This is a genomic window from Sulfurimonas sp. HSL-1716, from assembly GCF_039645975.1.
Taxonomy (GTDB): domain Bacteria; phylum Campylobacterota; class Campylobacteria; order Campylobacterales; family Sulfurimonadaceae; genus Hydrocurvibacter; species Hydrocurvibacter sulfurireducens.
The window spans coordinates 552,264-570,708 of record NZ_CP147918.1 but is presented as its reverse complement, the minus strand read 5'-3'; the positions used below and the strand labels follow the sequence as shown (position 1 = coordinate 570,708).

Annotated in this window: 17 protein-coding genes; 8 read left to right on the top strand and 9 right to left on the bottom strand. The window is 42.8% G+C overall.

Going from position 1 to position 18,445, the window contains the following annotated elements:
• The first annotated feature begins 110 nt into the window (after nucleotides 1-110).
• On the top strand, nucleotides 111-356 hold the full coding sequence (locus tag WCY03_RS03010; RefSeq protein ID WP_345993514.1) for a hypothetical protein: 246 nt from the start codon (nucleotides 111-113) through the stop codon (nucleotides 354-356).
• Between the two features lie 9 nt (nucleotides 357-365).
• Nucleotides 366-764: an ester cyclase gene (locus tag WCY03_RS03005; protein ID WP_345993513.1), complete on the top strand. Its 399-nt coding sequence runs from the start codon at nucleotides 366-368 to the stop codon at nucleotides 762-764.
• Nucleotides 765-830: 66 nt separating this feature from the next.
• Here the strand turns inward: WCY03_RS03005 and WCY03_RS03000 are convergent, their stop codons facing one another.
• Genes WCY03_RS03000 through rho form a run of 6 tightly spaced genes read right to left on the bottom strand, consistent with a single transcriptional unit; the run spans nucleotide 831 to nucleotide 8,778 of the window.
• Complete coding sequence (locus WCY03_RS03000) at nucleotides 831-2,582, bottom strand: GGDEF domain-containing protein (protein WP_345993512.1); 1,752 nt, start codon at nucleotides 2,580-2,582, stop codon at nucleotides 831-833.
• Nucleotides 2,583-2,627: 45 nt separating this feature from the next.
• Nucleotides 2,628-4,190, bottom strand: coding sequence for an autoinducer-2 kinase (lsrK, locus tag WCY03_RS02995; protein WP_345993511.1), 1,563 nt, complete (start codon nucleotides 4,188-4,190; stop codon nucleotides 2,628-2,630).
• A 58-nt stretch (nucleotides 4,191-4,248) separates the two neighbouring features.
• Nucleotides 4,249-4,536, bottom strand: coding sequence for a putative quinol monooxygenase (locus WCY03_RS02990; RefSeq protein ID WP_345993510.1), 288 nt, complete (start codon nucleotides 4,534-4,536; stop codon nucleotides 4,249-4,251).
• A gap of 34 nt (nucleotides 4,537-4,570) precedes the next feature.
• Nucleotides 4,571-6,694 carry a hypothetical protein gene (locus WCY03_RS02985; RefSeq protein ID WP_345993509.1) on the bottom strand — a complete coding sequence of 708 codons (2,124 nt, stop codon included), beginning with the start codon at nucleotides 6,692-6,694 and terminating at the stop codon, nucleotides 4,571-4,573.
• Nucleotides 6,691-7,434, bottom strand: coding sequence for a glutamate racemase (gene murI / locus WCY03_RS02980; RefSeq protein WP_345993508.1), 744 nt, complete (start codon nucleotides 7,432-7,434; stop codon nucleotides 6,691-6,693). Before murI ends, WCY03_RS02985 begins: the two co-directional genes overlap by 4 nt.
• 15 nt (nucleotides 7,435-7,449) lie before the next feature.
• Nucleotides 7,450-8,778 carry a transcription termination factor Rho gene (rho, locus tag WCY03_RS02975; protein WP_345993507.1) on the bottom strand — a complete coding sequence of 443 codons (1,329 nt, stop codon included), beginning with the start codon at nucleotides 8,776-8,778 and terminating at the stop codon, nucleotides 7,450-7,452.
• Between the two features lie 144 nt (nucleotides 8,779-8,922).
• Between rho and WCY03_RS02970 the strand changes: the two genes are divergently transcribed.
• Entirely contained in the window at nucleotides 8,923-10,128 is a 1,206-nt protein-coding gene (locus WCY03_RS02970; protein WP_345993506.1) for a glucose-6-phosphate isomerase, read from the top strand.
• Here WCY03_RS02970 and WCY03_RS02965 read toward each other — a convergent pair whose 3' ends face one another.
• The gene (locus WCY03_RS02965; RefSeq protein ID WP_345993505.1) at nucleotides 10,129-11,409 is read right to left on the bottom strand and encodes an ArsS family sensor histidine kinase; all 1,281 of its coding nucleotides are present in this window, start codon (nucleotides 11,407-11,409) and stop codon (nucleotides 10,129-10,131) included.
• Nucleotides 11,406-12,068: a response regulator transcription factor gene (locus WCY03_RS02960; RefSeq protein WP_345993504.1), complete on the bottom strand. Its 663-nt coding sequence runs from the start codon at nucleotides 12,066-12,068 to the stop codon at nucleotides 11,406-11,408. The genes WCY03_RS02965 and WCY03_RS02960 overlap by 4 nt, the downstream gene beginning before the upstream one ends.
• Before the next feature lie 143 nt (nucleotides 12,069-12,211).
• Between WCY03_RS02960 and WCY03_RS02955 the strand changes: the two genes are divergently transcribed.
• From WCY03_RS02955 to WCY03_RS02940, 4 genes are all read left to right on the top strand, one after another.
• Complete coding sequence (locus WCY03_RS02955; RefSeq protein ID WP_345993503.1) at nucleotides 12,212-13,483, top strand: hypothetical protein; 1,272 nt, start codon at nucleotides 12,212-12,214, stop codon at nucleotides 13,481-13,483.
• Between the two features lie 8 nt (nucleotides 13,484-13,491).
• On the top strand, nucleotides 13,492-13,716 hold the full coding sequence (locus WCY03_RS02950) for a FeoA family protein (protein ID WP_345993502.1): 225 nt from the start codon (nucleotides 13,492-13,494) through the stop codon (nucleotides 13,714-13,716).
• Nucleotides 13,713-15,824 (top strand): ferrous iron transport protein B, encoded by a 2,112-nt coding sequence (feoB, locus tag WCY03_RS02945; protein WP_345993501.1) that lies wholly within the window; start codon nucleotides 13,713-13,715, stop codon nucleotides 15,822-15,824. Before WCY03_RS02950 ends, feoB begins: the two co-directional genes overlap by 4 nt.
• 102 nt (nucleotides 15,825-15,926) lie before the next feature.
• Nucleotides 15,927-16,481, top strand: coding sequence for a CDP-alcohol phosphatidyltransferase family protein (locus WCY03_RS02940; protein ID WP_345993500.1), 555 nt, complete (start codon nucleotides 15,927-15,929; stop codon nucleotides 16,479-16,481).
• Here WCY03_RS02940 and WCY03_RS02935 read toward each other — a convergent pair.
• Nucleotides 16,456-16,653, bottom strand: a complete 198-nt coding sequence (locus WCY03_RS02935; RefSeq protein WP_345993499.1) for a hypothetical protein — start codon at nucleotides 16,651-16,653, stop codon at nucleotides 16,456-16,458. The two genes, WCY03_RS02940 and WCY03_RS02935, sit on opposite strands and share 26 nt — an antisense overlap.
• 254 nt (nucleotides 16,654-16,907) lie before the next feature.
• On the opposite strand from WCY03_RS02935, the gene WCY03_RS02930 reads away from it, so the two are divergent.
• Nucleotides 16,908-18,443, top strand: coding sequence for a DEAD/DEAH box helicase (locus WCY03_RS02930; protein WP_345993498.1), 1,536 nt, complete (start codon nucleotides 16,908-16,910; stop codon nucleotides 18,441-18,443).
• Nucleotides 18,444-18,445: the final 2 nt, after the last annotated feature.

Below are 18,445 nucleotides of genomic sequence, written 5' to 3'. Positions count from 1 at the left end.
GCTATTGAGTCAGATCTTTGATTTAGTTTTTTATGTCTGTGTTTGATGAACAATCAAACTTTTCAGAGCGGTGTTTTACTGCTATTTTTATTGTTTTTTAAGAGGAACGAATGAAAATTTCTGATATTAAATTAGAAATGGAACTTTACGGCGTTGATTCAGATGATATTGCTGAAATCTTAGAGCTTTGCAAAAGCAAAGGGTACGACACACATGTGCTCGATAGCGAGCTTGAAAAAAGAGGCTATGAGAAGATCTTCTCGATCAATTATGAAGATTATGATGACATGGATGACTTTGACGATGAATACCCTTCGGTGCAAAAATTCGGTCACAAAAAAAATTACGTTGATTAAAGAAAGATCATGGACAACAAACAACTTGTGAGTGAATACTATGCTATGTGGAACAGTCATGATTTTACAAAAGCGGATCTATTGCTCGATGGCGACGTCCGTTTCAGAGGCTCTTTAGATATTGTCGCCAACGGCATAGACGGTTTTAAAGATTATGCGAAAATGCTCTTTGAGGCATTTCCCAACCTTTATCATGCCGTCGAGATCTTGATCTCTGAGGGAAATGTAGCTTCAGCTTATGTGACCTATTCAGGCAAACATGAAGGAAAACTTCTCGATTATGAACCGACAAAAAAACGTATCAGCTACTCCGGCGCTTCTTTTTTTCACTTTAAAAACGGAAAGATCGCCAGCATAAACGTCTTGGGGGATCTAAACTCCCTGTACAAACAGATCGGTCCTTCATAAATCCGGTTCTTCGGAATCGGATCCTTCCCTTTTTTTATCTCTATAACCGCTTTTACGCTCCGGGTTTTACAACAAACTGCTTATACATATCTTCGTGTTGTCGTTCTTGGCGATCTTTTTTTGAAAAGACAAAACCATATTGATGCTCTCCAGATCTCTTTTTGTTTTTGTTTTTATCACTATGACAGAAGCGCTGACGCTCAGCAGAGCAAACTCTCTCGTCTTGCATTCTCTGTCTTTGGCCACGATATACCCTCTTTGCAGATCCTCTTGGCTATAAAAAGCCTTTACGTCTTGCGAAAACTTTTCTATGATCTCTTTTATGGCATTTACGTAAGCGATCTCACCGTTTTTATGAAATTTGACGGCGACAAAGAAATCATCTCCGCCGATATGCGCTTTAAAAAACTCGCCGGGAAGATTTTGTTTTAAAATATCCGCAAACAGCATTATCACCCTGTCCCCGTTTCTAAATCCATAGTTATCGTTATACGCCTTAAAATTGTCCAGATCAAAATAGCACAGGATGCAGTTGTCATCCGAAATACCGGCAAGATATCTGTCTATTGCCATATTGCCGGGCAGTTTTGTGAGCGGATTTTGTTCTCTTGCAAAGATAAGATTCTGTTCGTTCATGATAGTGATGATCGCACGCGCAGAGAGAAATCCGACATATTTTGAATTCTTTGTAATAAGGATGCCGACCGATTCGGGATTATTGGAAAAAAGCTCTATTATCGTGGATATGTCACTGTTGATATCGGCGGTACCGCATGGTGTCATCAGATTTTTCAGTTTTGTCTTTTGCGTAAAATCGTTGTTTAAAAGCGACATCCCGTAAGGCGAATACAAAAAGTTCTTTATCTCTTTGTCCTGCAGGATGCCCATCGGTTCATCCAAAGAGTTGACAATGGGCATGATACTTATATTCGGATTTTCTTTGAGATATTTGAGTACCTCCGCCGTTTTTGTCTTTATATCAAACGGCTTTGCCCTGTCTATGTATGCGTTTATCTGGGAGTTTATATCTTTTGCTCTTTTATCACTTTTTAGAATCTCCACGATCTCCTCATAACGAGGTTTTATCTCTTTGGCGTTCAAGGTCGGTCTTTGGATGAGATACCCCTGTATATAGTGGCATCCGATATCCTTACAGGTTAGAAGCTCTTCCTTTGTTTCCACCCCTTCTGCTATGACCTTTATACCGAATTGTACCGCCAGGTTCGTTATGTTTCTGACAAGCAGTTTTTTTTTCATGTTCGTTTCGATACCGCTTAAAAAGAATCTGTCTATCTTAATGACGTTTGGAGTGCTTTCATACAGAAGCTTATACCCTGAATGTCCTACCCCGAAATCATCGATAGCTATGCAAAAATCTTCATCCTGATAATGTTTTAAGACTGTGGTTATATCGCATTCCTGAGTTATCTCATGACGTTCGGATATCTCAAAACAGATATTGTCTTTTGAGATATCGAACTGTTCTAATAATCTTTTCGTATTTCCGTGAGAATAGTTCTTTATCTCGAAAAGGCGGTTGTCAAGATTGTAAAAAAGTTTTATCTCTTTGTAGCCGGGTATGGTAGTGAATTTTTCAAACGCGATCTCTCTTAGTTTTATATCAAAAGGGTAAAGGATACCCTCTTTGTATACCTTGTCAAAAAGAGAGAATATAGACTTAAATCCGGCATCTTCGACATTGCGCAGCAGAGCTTCGACTGCATAGATTTTACCGGTATGGATATTTAAGATCGGCTGAAAGGCGATATCCAGAAGATCCAACCTGTCCAGCCAAGTCTGTGTGAGTGTCGTTTGCATAATAGCAATATAACACTACAATATTTCAAAATTGTTACAAGGCTCTTACAGCCCGGGAGCCTTCCACATAGAGGTCGTCACGCCTTCGTCTACAAGCTTCAACTGAGCGCTGTAAGCATGCTCGAACTTTGTTTTTAGCTCATCATAGATCTGCTTGTTTTGCATGTTTGGCTCATACGTTTTATCCCAGACAACCAATCTGTTTGCCGCAGACACTATATCTTCGTATATCCCCGCTCCGACACCAGCGGCCATTGCCGCACCCAAAGCCGTCGCTTCGGTTACTTTTGGGATCTTGACACTGCATCCCGTGACGTCTGCGAGTATCTGAGGCCAAAGGGTGCCTTTGCTCGCTCCTCCGGCAAATACGACGGTATCTATCTCGATGCCCGTAAACTCTTTTATTTTCTGCAGGTTTATGCTCGATACTATCGCCGCATTTTCCTGCAGGCTTCTAAACATCGAAATACGGTTGCATACAGTTGGATCGATAGAGAGGTTTAAAAAGCTCGGAGCGGCATGATACCATCTGCCGTATTTCATAGAATCGGAGAAGATGGGAATGATGCCGTGCGAGCCCGCAGGTACGCTTTTGGCTTTCTCTTCCAAAACCGCGTAAACATCCATGCCTCTTTTTTGGGCTTCGAGTTTTTCCATGTCGCAAAAGGCATCTCTGAACCACCGCATCACAAGACCGCTGAAAAAGGTTATCCCTTCGGCTTGTGACTGCCCCTTTACGACATGCGGATTAACGCGCACAGAGATATCTTTTGGAGGTATGACACCGCTTGAAATGTTGACGATCTGCTGCCAGAACGATCCTCCCAAAATCGCCGCATCACCTTCGTTTACGACACCCAGACCGGCAGAACCGAGCTGGACGTCGCCTCCTCCCATCACGACCTTTGTAGATAAACAAAGCTCCGTCTCATGTGCGGCTTTTTCGCTCACTGTTCCCATAAGCGTGCCGACCTCCAGACATGGAGGAAAAATATCATCTTTTAGGCCGGTCTTTGCCGCCATTTCGCTTTGCCAGTCTCTGTCTTTAAGCGAGAATATCCCCGTAGTGCCCCCGTTGCTCGGATCCGTCGCGATAATACCGCTAAGCTTGAAAAGTATCCAGTCTCCTATCATGGAGATACGCGATACCTTTTCATAGACATCTTCTCTGTTGTTTTTCAGCCACATGATTCGGGGAAGCGCTCCAAGAGCAAAGGTCTGACCTGAGATGGCGTAAAACTCCTCTTCGATGCCGGGAAAGTTCTCTTTGAGATACTTTACCTCATCACAGGCTCTTGCATCTACGTTGGCTACTGCAAAAAGCTCATTGCCCTCGTTATCGTAAAGCACGATCCCCTCACGCATGCTCGTAGCGCTCAGAGCCGTTATCTCTTCGCCTTTGAGATCCGCATTTTTCAAAGATTCTTTTATACATTCGCAGACAAGAAGCCAGTTGTTTTGACAATCAAAGCTCATACTGTTTGGCACACCCGGTTCTTCAAGATGCGTCCACTCTCTTTGAGACACGCTTATCTGCTTGCCTTTTGTATCGAAGATCACCGCCCTTACGCTTCCCGTTCCTGCGTCTATGGCCATCAAATAACTCATTTTACTTCCTTGCTTCCGCTTGTCGACGTTTGCGTCTAAAGACGGATATTTCAAACTCTTAGCCCAGAACTTCCAGTTCATCCGTATATTTATCAAGACAGTAAGGTTCATAACTTGATTTGTATATCTTGTAGTGTGCTGAAGCTTTATGCCCGTCAAGTGCTGCTTCGTCTCTCCAAGTCTCTACCGCCATAAATTTTTCAGGTTTGTTCTCATATTGAAATATCTCGTAAAATATACAACCGTCTTCAGCCTGCGAAGGTATGACCATCGCAGTTAAAAGCTCTTTCATCTTCTCGATTCCATCAGGTTTGGCAATAAATGTCACACGTTTGGTGATCGTCATTTTTTCTCCTTTAAAATAGTATGTTTTGCAGATTTTATCCAAAAAAATCGATATATTCCTTCTTGGATATATCCTGTTCGGGCTTTTCGTCGGTAATTTCGAAAGTATCCCCGTAAAAACCGTTATAGCTATATAAAAGGGATCGTATCTCTTCGATAGAACCGAACATGTCGTTTACTTTTACTATCTTGTCTTTTACAAGCGCTTTGATCTTTTCGTTTTGCGGTCCCGCATCTTTCATCATCTGCTCAAGTTCCTGGACATATGCGGAAAAAATATATTTTTTAATGATCATACTTTTTGATTTTATAATAAAAAAATCTTTGAAGAGTTCGATCAGTTTTTTGACATCGCCGCCGTAAGTGAGCGTATCCGCTTCATTCATAATCTCCTGCCACTCTTGTTTGATCTTTTGCACGCATTCAAGGTTAACGGTATGGCTGAGACTGTCTAGTATTTCATACATCTTAACTCTGTCGTTGCTTTTACATGCCTGTGTCAGCTGTATCAGCGCCGTTATCTCTTTTTGGATGCTTTTTAGCTCCTCGTCATAGTCCTCAAAACCATCCAGTATTTCCAAATACTCTTTTACTTTTGAAAAGTCCGATTTCGAAAACGCTTTCATGAGATTGATGTAGCAGTTGTCGGCATATTTTATAAGCATCTCATATTCTTGAGATTCTTTTAAAAAAGGATACTGTTTTATCAGTCCGAATATCTCTTTGTAGTTTTTCGCATCCAGCCTTTTTTTGAGCATGTTATAAGCAATTTTGTCTTTAAAAAGCTGCTGGATCTGTTTGGTTTTTGAGGGGATGCCGCGAAAATCTTTGAGCAGCTCTTTGACTATCTCGTCCGAACGTGGATCAAGGATAATATCCTGGGCTTTGTTAAACTTTTTGCTCCAGTCGCCTTCCATTTTTTTATACTCTTTCGTATCCAAAAAAGAGGTATTCATAAGCGTCATCTGATATGCCAGTGAATATTTATTGCCTTCGACATAGCTTTTAAACTTCTCGAACTCCGCGAACTCTTTTATGATGGTCTTGATAACGGTTCTTTTTTTCGGTACATCGTTAAAAGGCTCAAGCATCTTTTTCGCTTCTTGCGTTTTTTGCTGCGAAAGGAGCTCTTTAGCAGAGAACAAAGCCTCTTCCCACGTACGTTCCGCTTTTTTGTACGCCTGTGTATAGATGACAAAAGGCGATCTCTCCAGCTCATCGTAAATAGCTAAATAGTCGTTTTTTTCATAAAAGGTTTCGTACTTCTCTTCATCTATAAGCTTCTCTTTATGTATCTCTCCGTTTTGCAGTCCCACATACAGATATCCGTCTTTTGTCAAAGCTATTTTGCTGATAGATGCGTTGAACTTTCGGAAATTATTCGCAAAAAGCTTCTCTTTTGTAAGATCATATACCAAGACCTTTCCGAGCTTTGTGCCGACAAAAAGAAACTCTCTGTTTGCGTCGACTTTTATTTTAGTGATGTCGTCGGGTACTTTTTGAAGTCTTTTCTTTATTTTTCTTTGAACAAAATCAAAGATAATGATATTTCCGTTTTTGTCCGCAGATACCAGTTTTCCATTGTTTAAAAACTCTATTCCGCTGATATACCCTCTATGTCCCGTCAGTTTCACTGGATTTTTCAACGTATTGAGGTTCGTAAGATAGATAGTACCGTCAAAGCTCCCCGTAGCGACAAGCTGAGCAGTGTTTGTCACGGTAATGGCCGTTACATAATCTGCGTGTGAAGGAAGATTATAGAGAAAATGTCCGGTCTGAAGGTTAAATATATATGTTCTGCCGTCAACACCGCCTGATAAAAGGTATTTGTTGGTGTTGTTTATAAAGAGCGTCTCGATCTCTCCGCTGTTTTTAGATATGGTATAGAGTATCTTTTTCTTTTTTACGTCAAGAACAGACGCTTCGTTCGTCTTTGGTTTTGCCAAGACGATATATTTCAAATCATCCGAAATAAACTCCGTTTGTCTTAGGAGATGCTCTTGGACGATACGTGTGCGAAGTCCCCAGACCATCGTTGAAAGGTCATCATTGAATATCCTGAAATCTCCGTCTTGCGTCAATACTCCGAGATGTTTGTTCTCTTCATCGTAAGCGAGATTTTTTACTGCAGTATCGAATTTTTTATTGTCTTTGATCATAAATCCAGCCATTTTTTCGCAATATTTCGCAAGGCATCAGGGTTCTCCGAAGCAAAAAACTTCAACTCGGGAGATGCGTATCTTTTTGTAAAATCGAACTCTTTTTCTAGCTGCTGCGCTATGGCGTCTCCCGAATGAATAAGCAGGCACTTTTTGCCGAAATAGTCTTGCAAAGCATTTGCGATAAGAGGAAAGTGAGTGCATCCGAGGATGACGGCACTCGGAGCCTCAATGGCGTTAAAATAGTGATGAAAAGCAGATTGTATTATCTCTCCCTCGTATATCTCCTCCTCCACGAGCGGAACGAAAAGACCTGTAGCTTTTGCCTGCAGGTTCGTATACCCCAGAGCGTGAAGCTTCTCTTCATAAGATCTCGAATTTATCGTCGCCTTCGTACCGATGATGAGAATATTGGATTCTTTAGAAGTGATGGCATTCTGCGCGGCAAGGGCTCCCGATTCGATAACGCCGATAACGGGGCAGGAAGAATTTTCTCTCATCTCCTCAAGCGCATACGCGCTCACGGTGTTACATGCGACGATAATAAGATCCAGTTCGAAGTTTTTGAAAAACTCTACAGCCTCGATGGCATAACGGATAATAGTATTTTTGTCTTTGATACCGTAAGGGACTCTGGCAGTGTCGCCAAAATAGATGATCTCTTCGAAAAACCGGTGCTTAAGAAGTGATTTAACAACCGTCAATCCTCCGATACCACTGTCAAAAACACCTACTTTCATCAAAGAACTCCTCGGTTATTGATTGTTCATACTTTCTAAAAACTCTGCATTCGTTTTGTTTTTCTGCATCGTGGTATATAGGAATTTGAGCGCTTCGACCTCATCGTCCTGCTTATGAAGCATAGAACGGAGGATAAACACCTTTTGAAGTATTTCAGGAGCGATAAGAAGCTCCTCTTTACGGGTTCCGGATTTAAGGATGTCGATAGCAGGGTAAATACGTCTGTCGGAGATCTTGCGGCTTAACACAAGCTCGGAGTTACCCGTACCTTTGAACTCCTCGAAGATCACTTCATCCATCTTCGAACCCGTTTCGATTAGCGCGGTCGCTATGATGGTAAGGCTTCCGCCGTTTTCTATGTTACGTGCGGCACCGAAGAAACGTTTTGGTTTATGCAGAGCGTTTGCATCGACCCCGCCTGAGAGCACTTTGCCGCTTGAAGGCGTAACGGTGTTGTATGCACGGGCAAGACGGGTAATAGAGTCAAGCAGGATAACGACGTCGCGTCCAAGCTCGACGCGGCGTTTTGCACGCTCTATCACCATCTCTGCGACTTTTACATGGTTTTTTGCAGGCATATCGAAAGTCGAGCTGTAAACCTCTCCTTTTACGCTTCTCTCCATATCCGTTACCTCTTCTGGTCTCTCATCGACTAGAAGTACCATCAAATCCATATCGGCATGGTTATGCGTAATACCGTTTGCTATCTCTTTTAAAAGTTCCGTTTTACCGGTTCTTGGAGGAGCGACTACAAGACCGCGCTGACCGCGGCCGATAGGCGCGAAAAGGTCCATCATACGCCCTGTGAGCTTGTTTGCCTGATACTCTAACTTTATCTGATCGGTTGCATATAGCGGGGTAAGATTTTCAAAAAGAGGACGTTTTTTGCTCTCTTCAGGCGGAAGGTAGTTGATCGCTTCTATTTTAAGAAGTGCGTAGTAACGCTCCTGATCTTTTGGAGGACGCACCTGTCCCGTGACGCTGTCCCCGTTACGAAGGGCAAAACGTTTGATCTGTGTACTTGATACGTAAGCGTCGTGTACGCTGTCTCCAAAATCTTTGTCTATCGTACGTAAAAATCCGTAACCGTCGGGCATTACTTCGAGTATTCCCGTAAAGAGGATAAATCCGCCTTGAGCGACCTGTGCTTTTAGTATCTCAAATATGATATCCTGACGCTTGAGCTCATTTGGATTCTCTACCGCCAGCTCGTTTGCAATGATAACGAGTTCTGCGGTCGTCTTGGTTCTCAAATCCTCGATCTTATGCCCTTGAACGGGAGTATGAGTACGGCTCTTCGTAGTTTTTTTGTTCGTGCTTGTGGTTGTTGTTTGCTCAGCCATTAATTGCTTCACCTTGTATAGTTTGGATTTTATAAACTGAAAGATTTGTGTAGATTTTGAAGTTTTATATTACACTTTAGATACGCCATTTTACAATCATTTATGTTATTATGTCAAGAAATCATCCACTTAAAAGTAGAAATTATGAAAAATAAGTTTTATTTTGATACGAAACCGAACAAAAAGATCCTTGATTTCATCAGTGAGGAAAGAAAAGAGATAGGATTTTACGAGTTATGCCACTCGGATGTGACACCTTATGAAGAGTTCGCAAAAACGGTAAATGCCAAAGATATAGTCGTCATAGGCATCGGCGGAAGCGCACTTGGAACATCCGCTATCTATAAATTTTTAAAATACACAAACAACTATGCAAAAACGCTTCACGTACTGGAAACCACAGACCCCATCGTCATAGGCGACGAACTTGACAAGATCGATCTGAAAAACGCATTTTTCTGTGTTATCAGCAAATCGGGAACGACGGTGGAAACCATCTCCGTATTTAAATATATCGCTTCCATCGTAGAGATAGACAAGAACAACTGTACCGTCATAACAGACGAAGACTCTCTGCTTGAAAAATTTGCACAAGACAACGACATAAAGGTCTTTCATATCCCTCATAACGTGGGCGGCCGTTTCTCGGTGCTGAGTGCAGTTGGTCTTGTACCGCTTTGCATCATCGGAGTGGATATAAAAGCGCTTCTTGCAGGAGCGAAAAAGATATATAACTCGTTTTTCAATCAAGACGGATATGACACTTCGCTCTTAAAAAAAGCGACCTACTACGCCCAGACCTCAAATACCTACAACATAAACTGTCTTTTCAGCTACTCGGAGGTGTTCCGCGAGTTTAACGCCTGGTATGTCCAGCTCTGGGGCGAAAGCCTTGGGAAAAAGCAGATGCATTCGCAGCTTCACGTAGGACTCACCCCCGTTGGGCTTATAGGACCGACGGATCAGCATTCGTTTTTGCAGCTCATCGTCGACGGCAAACGCGACAAAAGCGTCACCGTCATCAAGATAAATAACTTCGACACCTCGATGAAAGTGCCGAACAACTCTTTAAAACATCTGGAGTCCTTGGATATTTTAAACGGACTGAAGTTCTCCGAACTCATCAACATGCAGGCTGATTCCATCATAGAATCTTTGGCATCGTTTGAGCATATCCCTCTTGACGTCATAGAGATATCTCAAATAAACGAAGAATCTATGGGAGAGCTTATCTATTACTACGAACTTCTGACCGCACTGGTAGCCAAGATGCTCGACATAAACGCTTACGATCAGCCCGGCGTCGAGATGGGCAAAGTGATCTTAAAAGAGAAACTAAAAGGAAAATGATCAGACATCTTTTGCAAAGATGAATCTGTTCACGCCCTCTTCATATTCGTATGCTAATACCTGCTTGTGCGCTTTTAAGATGGAATCCACCAGATAAAGACCGAGTCCGAAGCTGTTTTTTGAGGGCGATTCTTTACTAAAAGGCTCTATATAAAAGCTTAACGGATGTTTGAGCTTCTCGCCGTTGCTCTCAAAACAAAGTTCTTCCTCTTTCATCACGATGTTGATATGTTTATCGGGAGAGTATTTCATCGCATTGTCTATCATGTTCTTTATCGCCGTCGTGTAAAGCCTGTAATTGGCGTTCATCTTCACCGATGCGCTTACATCAACGCTCACATGTACGCCGTCAACCATCGACATATCGATGGCTCCGTCGATGATGTCCACCAGCCTGTATTCCGAAAATTCCTGTTTGCAGGTAAGAGAAGTGACCTCCTCTATCATCGCAAAATCGTTTACGATCGTCTCTAAACGCCCGAAGATAGAGGTGAACCTGTCGCGCTGTTTTTGCGAATCCAGCATCTGAGTCGCTATCGTACCTTTTGCGATCGGCGTCTTCAGCTCATGCATGATGTTTCGCAAAAACAGAGTTCTCGCTTCTAAAATAGAGTTTATCTTTATCCTTGCAGTCTCCAGTTCGTTTGCGATAACGGCTATCTCATCGCTTCCTTTTACTTTGAACGAAACGTTCAAGTTACCCTCGCCGAACAAAGCGATACGCTGAAAAAGCCTGATAAGCGGCCGCAGCCGCTGTAGGATCAGCATGAAGGAGATGATGATAATGGATATGATACTCACATATGCCGAGATCAGGCTCCAGGGTTTATAGGGTTTTAACGAGTTGTCTATGATCATAATGGTCCCCGTATCGGAGTTTATATAAAAATAGATCGAACGCTTATACTGCAGCATGGTGGTTCTCATATGCGAGGTGACATTTTGTCTGTAGATCATATCTTTGCTGAAAAAGATCGTACTGTCAATCTGCTTTTCTCCGTCCTCTTTTAGTATCTTTCCTTTTTTCAATATCTCCTTACTCGATTTTTCCGAGATAGTAGACATATTATAAATAGCAAGATTGGCTTCAAAGATAGCAAGAGAACTTCTGTTTTGCTGGTACTCATGAAAAAGCTGTGTAATGATCGAGTGTTTATTGAAGATATTGTTCACATATCTTTTGTAGTTTAACTGAAAAAACTCCCAAAAGATGTAGCTGACGCTGATAAGCGTCACGCTCAATGCGAACAGAACGGTTAGTAATACTGCGTGGCGCTTCATTTAATAAGTTTATACCCTACGCCGCGAACAGATTCGATAAGTGATTTGTCACCGAGTTTGTTTCTTATACGCCCGACCATAACATCGATACTTTTGTTCGACGAATCTTCGTTTATGGCGTTTACGTTATGGATAAGGTCTTCTCGTGAAACGACATTGCCCTGTTTTTGGATCATATACGAGAGTATTCCGTATTCGGCGTTTGTAAGATCCAAAGCACGTCCTTTGTAGCTGATCTGCATGGATGATGCGTCACATTTAAAGTCGCTTTTCATTTCATCTTTTTGCAGAATCTTGGTCTCGTATCTACGGAGTACGGAATGTATACGGGCCTCCAGTTCTCGAGGATCATAGGGTTTTGGCATATAATCATCGGCTCCGAGTTCCAAAGCGCTCACCTTATCGGTAACGTCGCTGCGCGCCGAAGAGATGATAATAGGTATATCCTGACGTTCACGTATGGCCTCGCAGACCTCCAAACCGTCCATTCCCGGTAACGTCAAGTCCAATATCACCAGATCAAAAGGTTCAAGTTTTAAGATGCTTACAGCTTTAAACGGATCATCTTCTGTAATCACTTTAAAATCAAACTGCTCAAGATACTCCGTTAGTATCTCCGCTAATTCCAGATCATCTTCTATCATAAGTATTTTATTCATAATGATACTTTAACCAATTTGTATTAATATTTAGATAATAATCGAAACAATTATTTTTTTGATAATTATTATCATTATTCAGCATTATTTAAGTTGATAATTATTATCATTACTAAATAAAATGTTTCTAACTAGGAAAAAACATGAAAATAAAAATAGTAACAATGGCGTTTTTAATAACATCTTCCGCACTGTTGGCTCACGATATCGAAGTGGATAATCAAAAAAACGAACGTGCCGAATCCGTAAGAGACGTCATCAATAATATAGGAGAGCCGGAAGAAAAAAATATTTCGACTGCCGAAAAATTTAAAAATATGTTCAAAAACGGTAAAGTAACCGGTCAGATAAGAGCGATGTACGCAGGATACGATTTCAAAAACGATACGGACACCTACGCAACCTCTCTGGGCGGTCAGCTGAAATATGAGCTTGCCCAGCTCAACGGTTTCAACGGAGCCGTAGCATTCTACACTGCAAACGACCTGGACTTCGCAACAGGCGACGGTGCAAAACAAAACAACGAACTTTCCTCATCAAAAGGCCATTATACAGACGTGACGGAAGCTTATATCAACTATAAAAAAGAGGGATTTAACTTTCGCGGCGGACGTCAGCTGCTCGACACTCCTCTTGCCGACAGCGACGACATAAGGATGATCCCAAATACTTTTGAAGCTTACGTAGCCACTCTGAACATGGGCAGCTTTACGTTTTTAGCCGCAAATATACAAAAATGGCAGGGGTACGACGCAGGTCTGGACGACGGCTGGCAGAAAACGGGAGAAAACGGCACATGGATGGCATCGGTCTCTTTTTCAAACGATAACTTCGAAAGTTCCGCATGGTATTACAAGATAACAAAAAGCGTTGACGCCTACTACATAGACAGCTCGCTGAACCGCAAAATAAACGAGAATACCACTCTCACGGCAAGCGCTCAGGCACTGATAGAAAAAGAGCTGAACGGCAGCGCAAACGAAGCTGATATCTACGGAGCTTCGGCAGAAGCTCAATTCTACGGGTTCGGGGTGAACATAGCCTACAACAAAGCAGTAGTGCCAAAAGGAAAACAGAGCTTTTCCGGATTCGGCGGAGGAACGCTTTTTACGAGTATGGATACGATGATACTCGACAACATAGCCGTCGACAGAGATGCAGATGCGGTTGTCGGCGGAGCGAGCTACGTATATAAAAGTTTGAACCTCTTTTATGCCTACGGAGATTTTAAAGGCGATAAAGACAGTTTAAACCAAAAAGCGCACATTGTCGAACAAAATGTCGGTTTTGAGTATGACATGAACGAAAACTTCAGAGTCTCTGCGGTATATGCCGTAGAAGAGAACAAAGAGATCCCAGGCGACGCAGCGACCAATTTTAACAGATTGCAGATAATGGCAGCATACAATTTTTAAGGCATTAGATGAATCTTTTAGAGTGTAACAGAAACGATATATTAGAGGTTGTAAAACTTAACACACAGGGCGTTTTAAAACAGAGGCTTATCTCTTTTGGCGTCATCAAAGGTGCTACTATAAGTTTTTTAGGCTATTCACCGACAAAAAGCACCGTCGAAATAAAAGTCGGAAAGATGAATATCGCCCTTCGCAAAGAGGAAGCAAAAGCTATTGAGGTAAAAACGAAATGAAAAAGATAAAGATCGCACTGGTCGGTCAGCCCAATGTGGGCAAAAGTATGCTTATAAACTCTATATCCAACGCCCATCTGCATGTAGGAAACTTCACGGGAGTAACGGTCGAAAAAACGGAAGTACTCCTAAAATACAAGGGTTATGAGATAAATATAGTCGATCTTCCCGGTACCTATATGCTGAGCGATTATTCCATAGAAGAAAAAGTTACCATAAATTTTTTATGCGATGAACCTTACGATATAATCGTAAACGTTGTGGATTCGACCAATATGGAGAGAAATCTGCAGCTTACCAGCGAACTTTTAAATCTGAACAGAAAACTGCTCATCGCTTTAAATATGAGCGACGAAGCGAAAAAAGAGGGTATCGAAATAGATGCCGACCTGCTTAGCGAATTGCTCGGAATAAGCGCCATCAAGGTTTCCGCCGTGACAAAAGAGGGCATAAAGACTCTTTTAGACAAAATAATACAAACCTATGAGAATGAGCTGAACGAGGCAAAGCTGGTATTTAGCGAACCGATAGAAGAGGAGATCGAAAATATCATAGAGTGCCTGAACAAGCACCATTTCAAATCTTACAACTCCTTTAGAAGCATCGCCATCAACCTTTTGCAAAACAGGGAAAAGACATATAAAAAGATGCATGACGATCCGATCTGGATAGAACTTCAGCCCATTTTGCATGAAGCAAACAAACACGTAGCCCTGCATCACGGCACGGAGGATATGCAAGATATCTTCGCCGAAGAGTATATGGCTTTTAACAAGGGGATCATCACCGAGGTCGTAAAGCAGGATCACGTAGCTATTCAGGAGATAAGTACGACGGATAGGATCGACAGAGTCCTGATCCATCCCGTCTTTGGAATACCGATATTTTTGTTTTTCATGTGGGGGCTGTTTCAACTTACGTTTGAGCTTGGTTCCATTCCGATGGATTGGATAGACAGCTTTTTCACATGGCTTGGAAGTACGGTCGGAACGACCATACCAAATGATGAAGTGCGCTCCTTGGTAGTCGACGGTCTCATCAGCGGGGTGGGAGCCGTCATTATGTTCGTGCCAAACATCGTGATACTTTTCATAGGCATCGCTCTTTTGGAATCGACCGGATATATGAGCAGAGTGGCATTCCTGCTTGACGGGTTTTTTCATAAATTCGGACTCCACGGGCAGTCTTTCATACCGCTTGTAACGGGCTTTGGGTGTTCCATCCCCGCATATATGAGCGCAAGGATCCTTAAAAACGACAGAGACAGGCTCCTTACGCTTTTCATCATAGGCTTTATGAGCTGCGGAGCACGTCTTCCCGTCTACGTTCTTTTTTCCGGGGCGTTCTTTTCGCAAAATGCGGCGGGGAACGTGCTTTTTGCCATCTACATAAGCGGAGCCGTCATAGGCCTCATAGCAGCAAAAGTTCTAAAGATGACCGCGTTTAAAGGAAAAGACGAACCCTTTGTCATGGAGATGCCAAAATATCGTCTTCCCTCCTTTTCTCTCATCTGGCATACAGTCAAGACAAAGACCTATATGTATATCAAAAAAGCGGGAACTTTTATTGCCGCGGCTTCTATGCTGGTATGGTTTTTAAGCAATTATCCTCACGATACAAAGTTGAGTGAAAGTTTTCAAGCCAAGATAGAACGCTCACAAAGCCAACAGGAGAAAAAAGCGCTGCAGAATTCGCTAGGCGAAAAACTGCTTGAACAAAGCTTTTTAGGACGTATCGGGAAATTTATCGAACCTGCGTTCATACCGATCGGGATGGATTGGAAGATGGCTGTGGCGCTTCAGACCGGTCTTGCGGCAAAAGAGGTCGTCGTCTCGACCCTTGGAGTCTTATATTCCGTCGGAGGCGATGCGGACGAAAACAATCAAGGTCTTCAAAAAAGACTACATCAAAATATCTCGTTCGCTTCGGCCGTCGCTTTTATCATAATCATTATGACCTATCTTCCATGTTTTGCCGCTACGACCGTATTTACCCGTGAAGCCGGCGGCATAAAATATGCGTTTTATCTGTTTTTGCTGACAACGGGCGTAGCATACTCCCTTGCATTTATAGCCTATAAAACAGTCCTGCTTCTTGGCATCAATTAGAGTTCTTTTAGAGCTCGGTTGATACGCATAGAGTGTTTTTTGCCTACTGATGCTATAATTCCAGCCATAAAGAACATAAACACCAATCCGATAAGGCGATGAATGAAATTTTTATGGCAATCCACTTCTCACTTCAATCTGGCAAATCTTTTTACGATGGTCAATATCACGGCCGGTCTTATGGCGACATACTTCATTACCCAAAACAACTTTTTTACAGCCGTCATACTTGCCTGGATCGGCGGTGCATTTGATATATTCGACGGCAAGATCGCCAGGAAGTTCAAACTCTCAAACGAGTTCGGTATCCAGCTTGACAGCTTTGCGGATTTTTTATCTTTTGTGCTTGTTCCCGTGTTTTTGATATTTCAGGCGGTATATTCAAGTTTGAACGGCGGAGCTCTTGCAGCAGCTGCCGTTATAAGCATCTACTACGTCATCTCGGGTCTTCGCCGTCTGATACAGTTTAACATAAACTCGGATGCGGGAGAGGTATCGAAATTTTTCACAGGCGTACCGACCCCTCTTGGCGCGATCCTTTTGTGGCTGGTCTATCTGTCTAATGTTTACGGACTCATCCCTGCTGTCGCGGTCATAGTTCTTATGGCACTCATAGGATGGAGCCTGAACTCTAAGCTGAAGGTTCCTCACCCTTAAAACTGCAAGAACCCACGGTTATGCTTCTGCCTTTTTTGCAGACATCCTTTACATAAGCAAGTGTTCCTTCGGCACCCTCTTCTCCGATCTCCTCTTTTATGATCCGCAGAAGATCTTGTTCTTTTGTCTGGCGCCAGCTTTTTTCATAAGTGTATTTTGTAAGTATCTTCATCTTCTGTATCGTTTTATGAAAAACAGTATCGGATTTAAAGCCGCTATACACACGTTTTTCATAGGAATCTCCGATTATTTTTTACACATATTATAGGCTTTGTTTCTTAATTATAAACTTATAAATTTTTCAAGCCCTATTTATAAGATTATTTAGATATAATTCCGTTCCGCAAAAATACGGCGGTAAATTTAATAGGGCACCTCTCAACTCTATACGTAGAGTTGAGCCGTGTCCTTAAGCAATGGAATTATATGCAAAACGAAACACAGATTCAGGCGACTGAAGGAAAACAAATGACGTTTGAAGACTTCGGCTTCAAAAAAGACCTGCTCAGAGCCATCGATTATGCCGGATTCAAAGTACCGAGTCCTATTCAAGCCGAAGCCATCCCTTTGGTTATGCAGGGACGCGACATAGTCGGACAAGCACATACAGGTACAGGTAAAACCGCAGCATTCGGTCTGCCGGCCCTTAATGCTATGCGTATGAAGTCCGGCGTAGAGGTACTTGTTATCACTCCGACCCGCGAGCTTGCTACTCAGGTAAGCGACGAACTTTTCAAATACGGGCGCAACCTTGGAGTAAACACCGTAACTATTTACGGCGGCAGCTCGTACAACCGCCAACTTGACCTTATCAAACGCGGAGCCGGAGTCGTTGTTGCGACGCCGGGTCGTCTGCTTGATCTTTTAAAACGCGACATGCTTGATAATTTCGCTCCTAAGATCGTCATACTGGACGAAGCCGACGAGATGCTTGACATGGGATTTTTGGATGATATCAACGAGATATTTTCCTATCTTCCGACAGACCGCCAGACACTTCTTTTTTCAGCGACCATGCCAGCACCTATCAAAGTTCTTGCCGAACGCATCTTACAAAACCCGGCGTTTGTGTCTATCACAAAAGGCGAAACGACAAACAAGGATATCAAGCAGGAGTATTACGTTATCGAAGAGAGCGAACGTGATGCTGCGATCATCCGTTTGATGGAAGCCGAAGAGATGGACAAAGCTATCGTGTTTTGCCGTACAAAACGCGAAGTCGACCGTCTTGCAAACGTACTTTCAGCCGCAGGATTCATGGCTAACGGCCTTCATGGAGATATGGAACAGCGTCAGCGCGAAACAGTCATCAAAGCCGTAAAAGCAGGAAATGTTCAGGTTCTGGTCGCAACAGACGTTGCAGCACGCGGTATCCACGTAAATGATATCTCTCACGTATTCAACTATCATATCCCATTCGATCCTGAAAGCTATGTTCACCGTATCGGCAGAACAGGGCGCGCAGGCAGGGTCGGAAAAGCCATTACCCTCTTAACTCCTTTAGAGTTCAAAGAGCTTCAGCGCATCAAAGCAAAAGTGGGTACGACTATGGAGCACGCTTACGTTCCGAGCAAAAGCGATATGAAAACATCGAGTATCGCTACGCTTGTCGCTTCTATCGAAGAGCAGAACATCTATGACGAAGCACACATAATACTCGATCAGCTCAAACAGGATATCGATGAAGAGACGATGCTCTTTAAGATGATCTCTATGCTTTTAGAAAAACAATCCATCCAGGGGCCTAACAATATCGGTATCCCTGCTGAGAGACTCGAGGGTATCCTTGCGCGTATAAACCGTACGGACAAAGGCTCTAACAAAAACCGCGGAGGAAACCGCCGCGGAGGATTTAAAGGAAACCGTTTCGGCGGAGACAGAGGTCGTTCAAATGACAGAAACCGCAGCGGCGAAAGACGTCCGGGCAAAGATAGAAACCGTTCCCGCGAGCCAAGAGCTTAAAA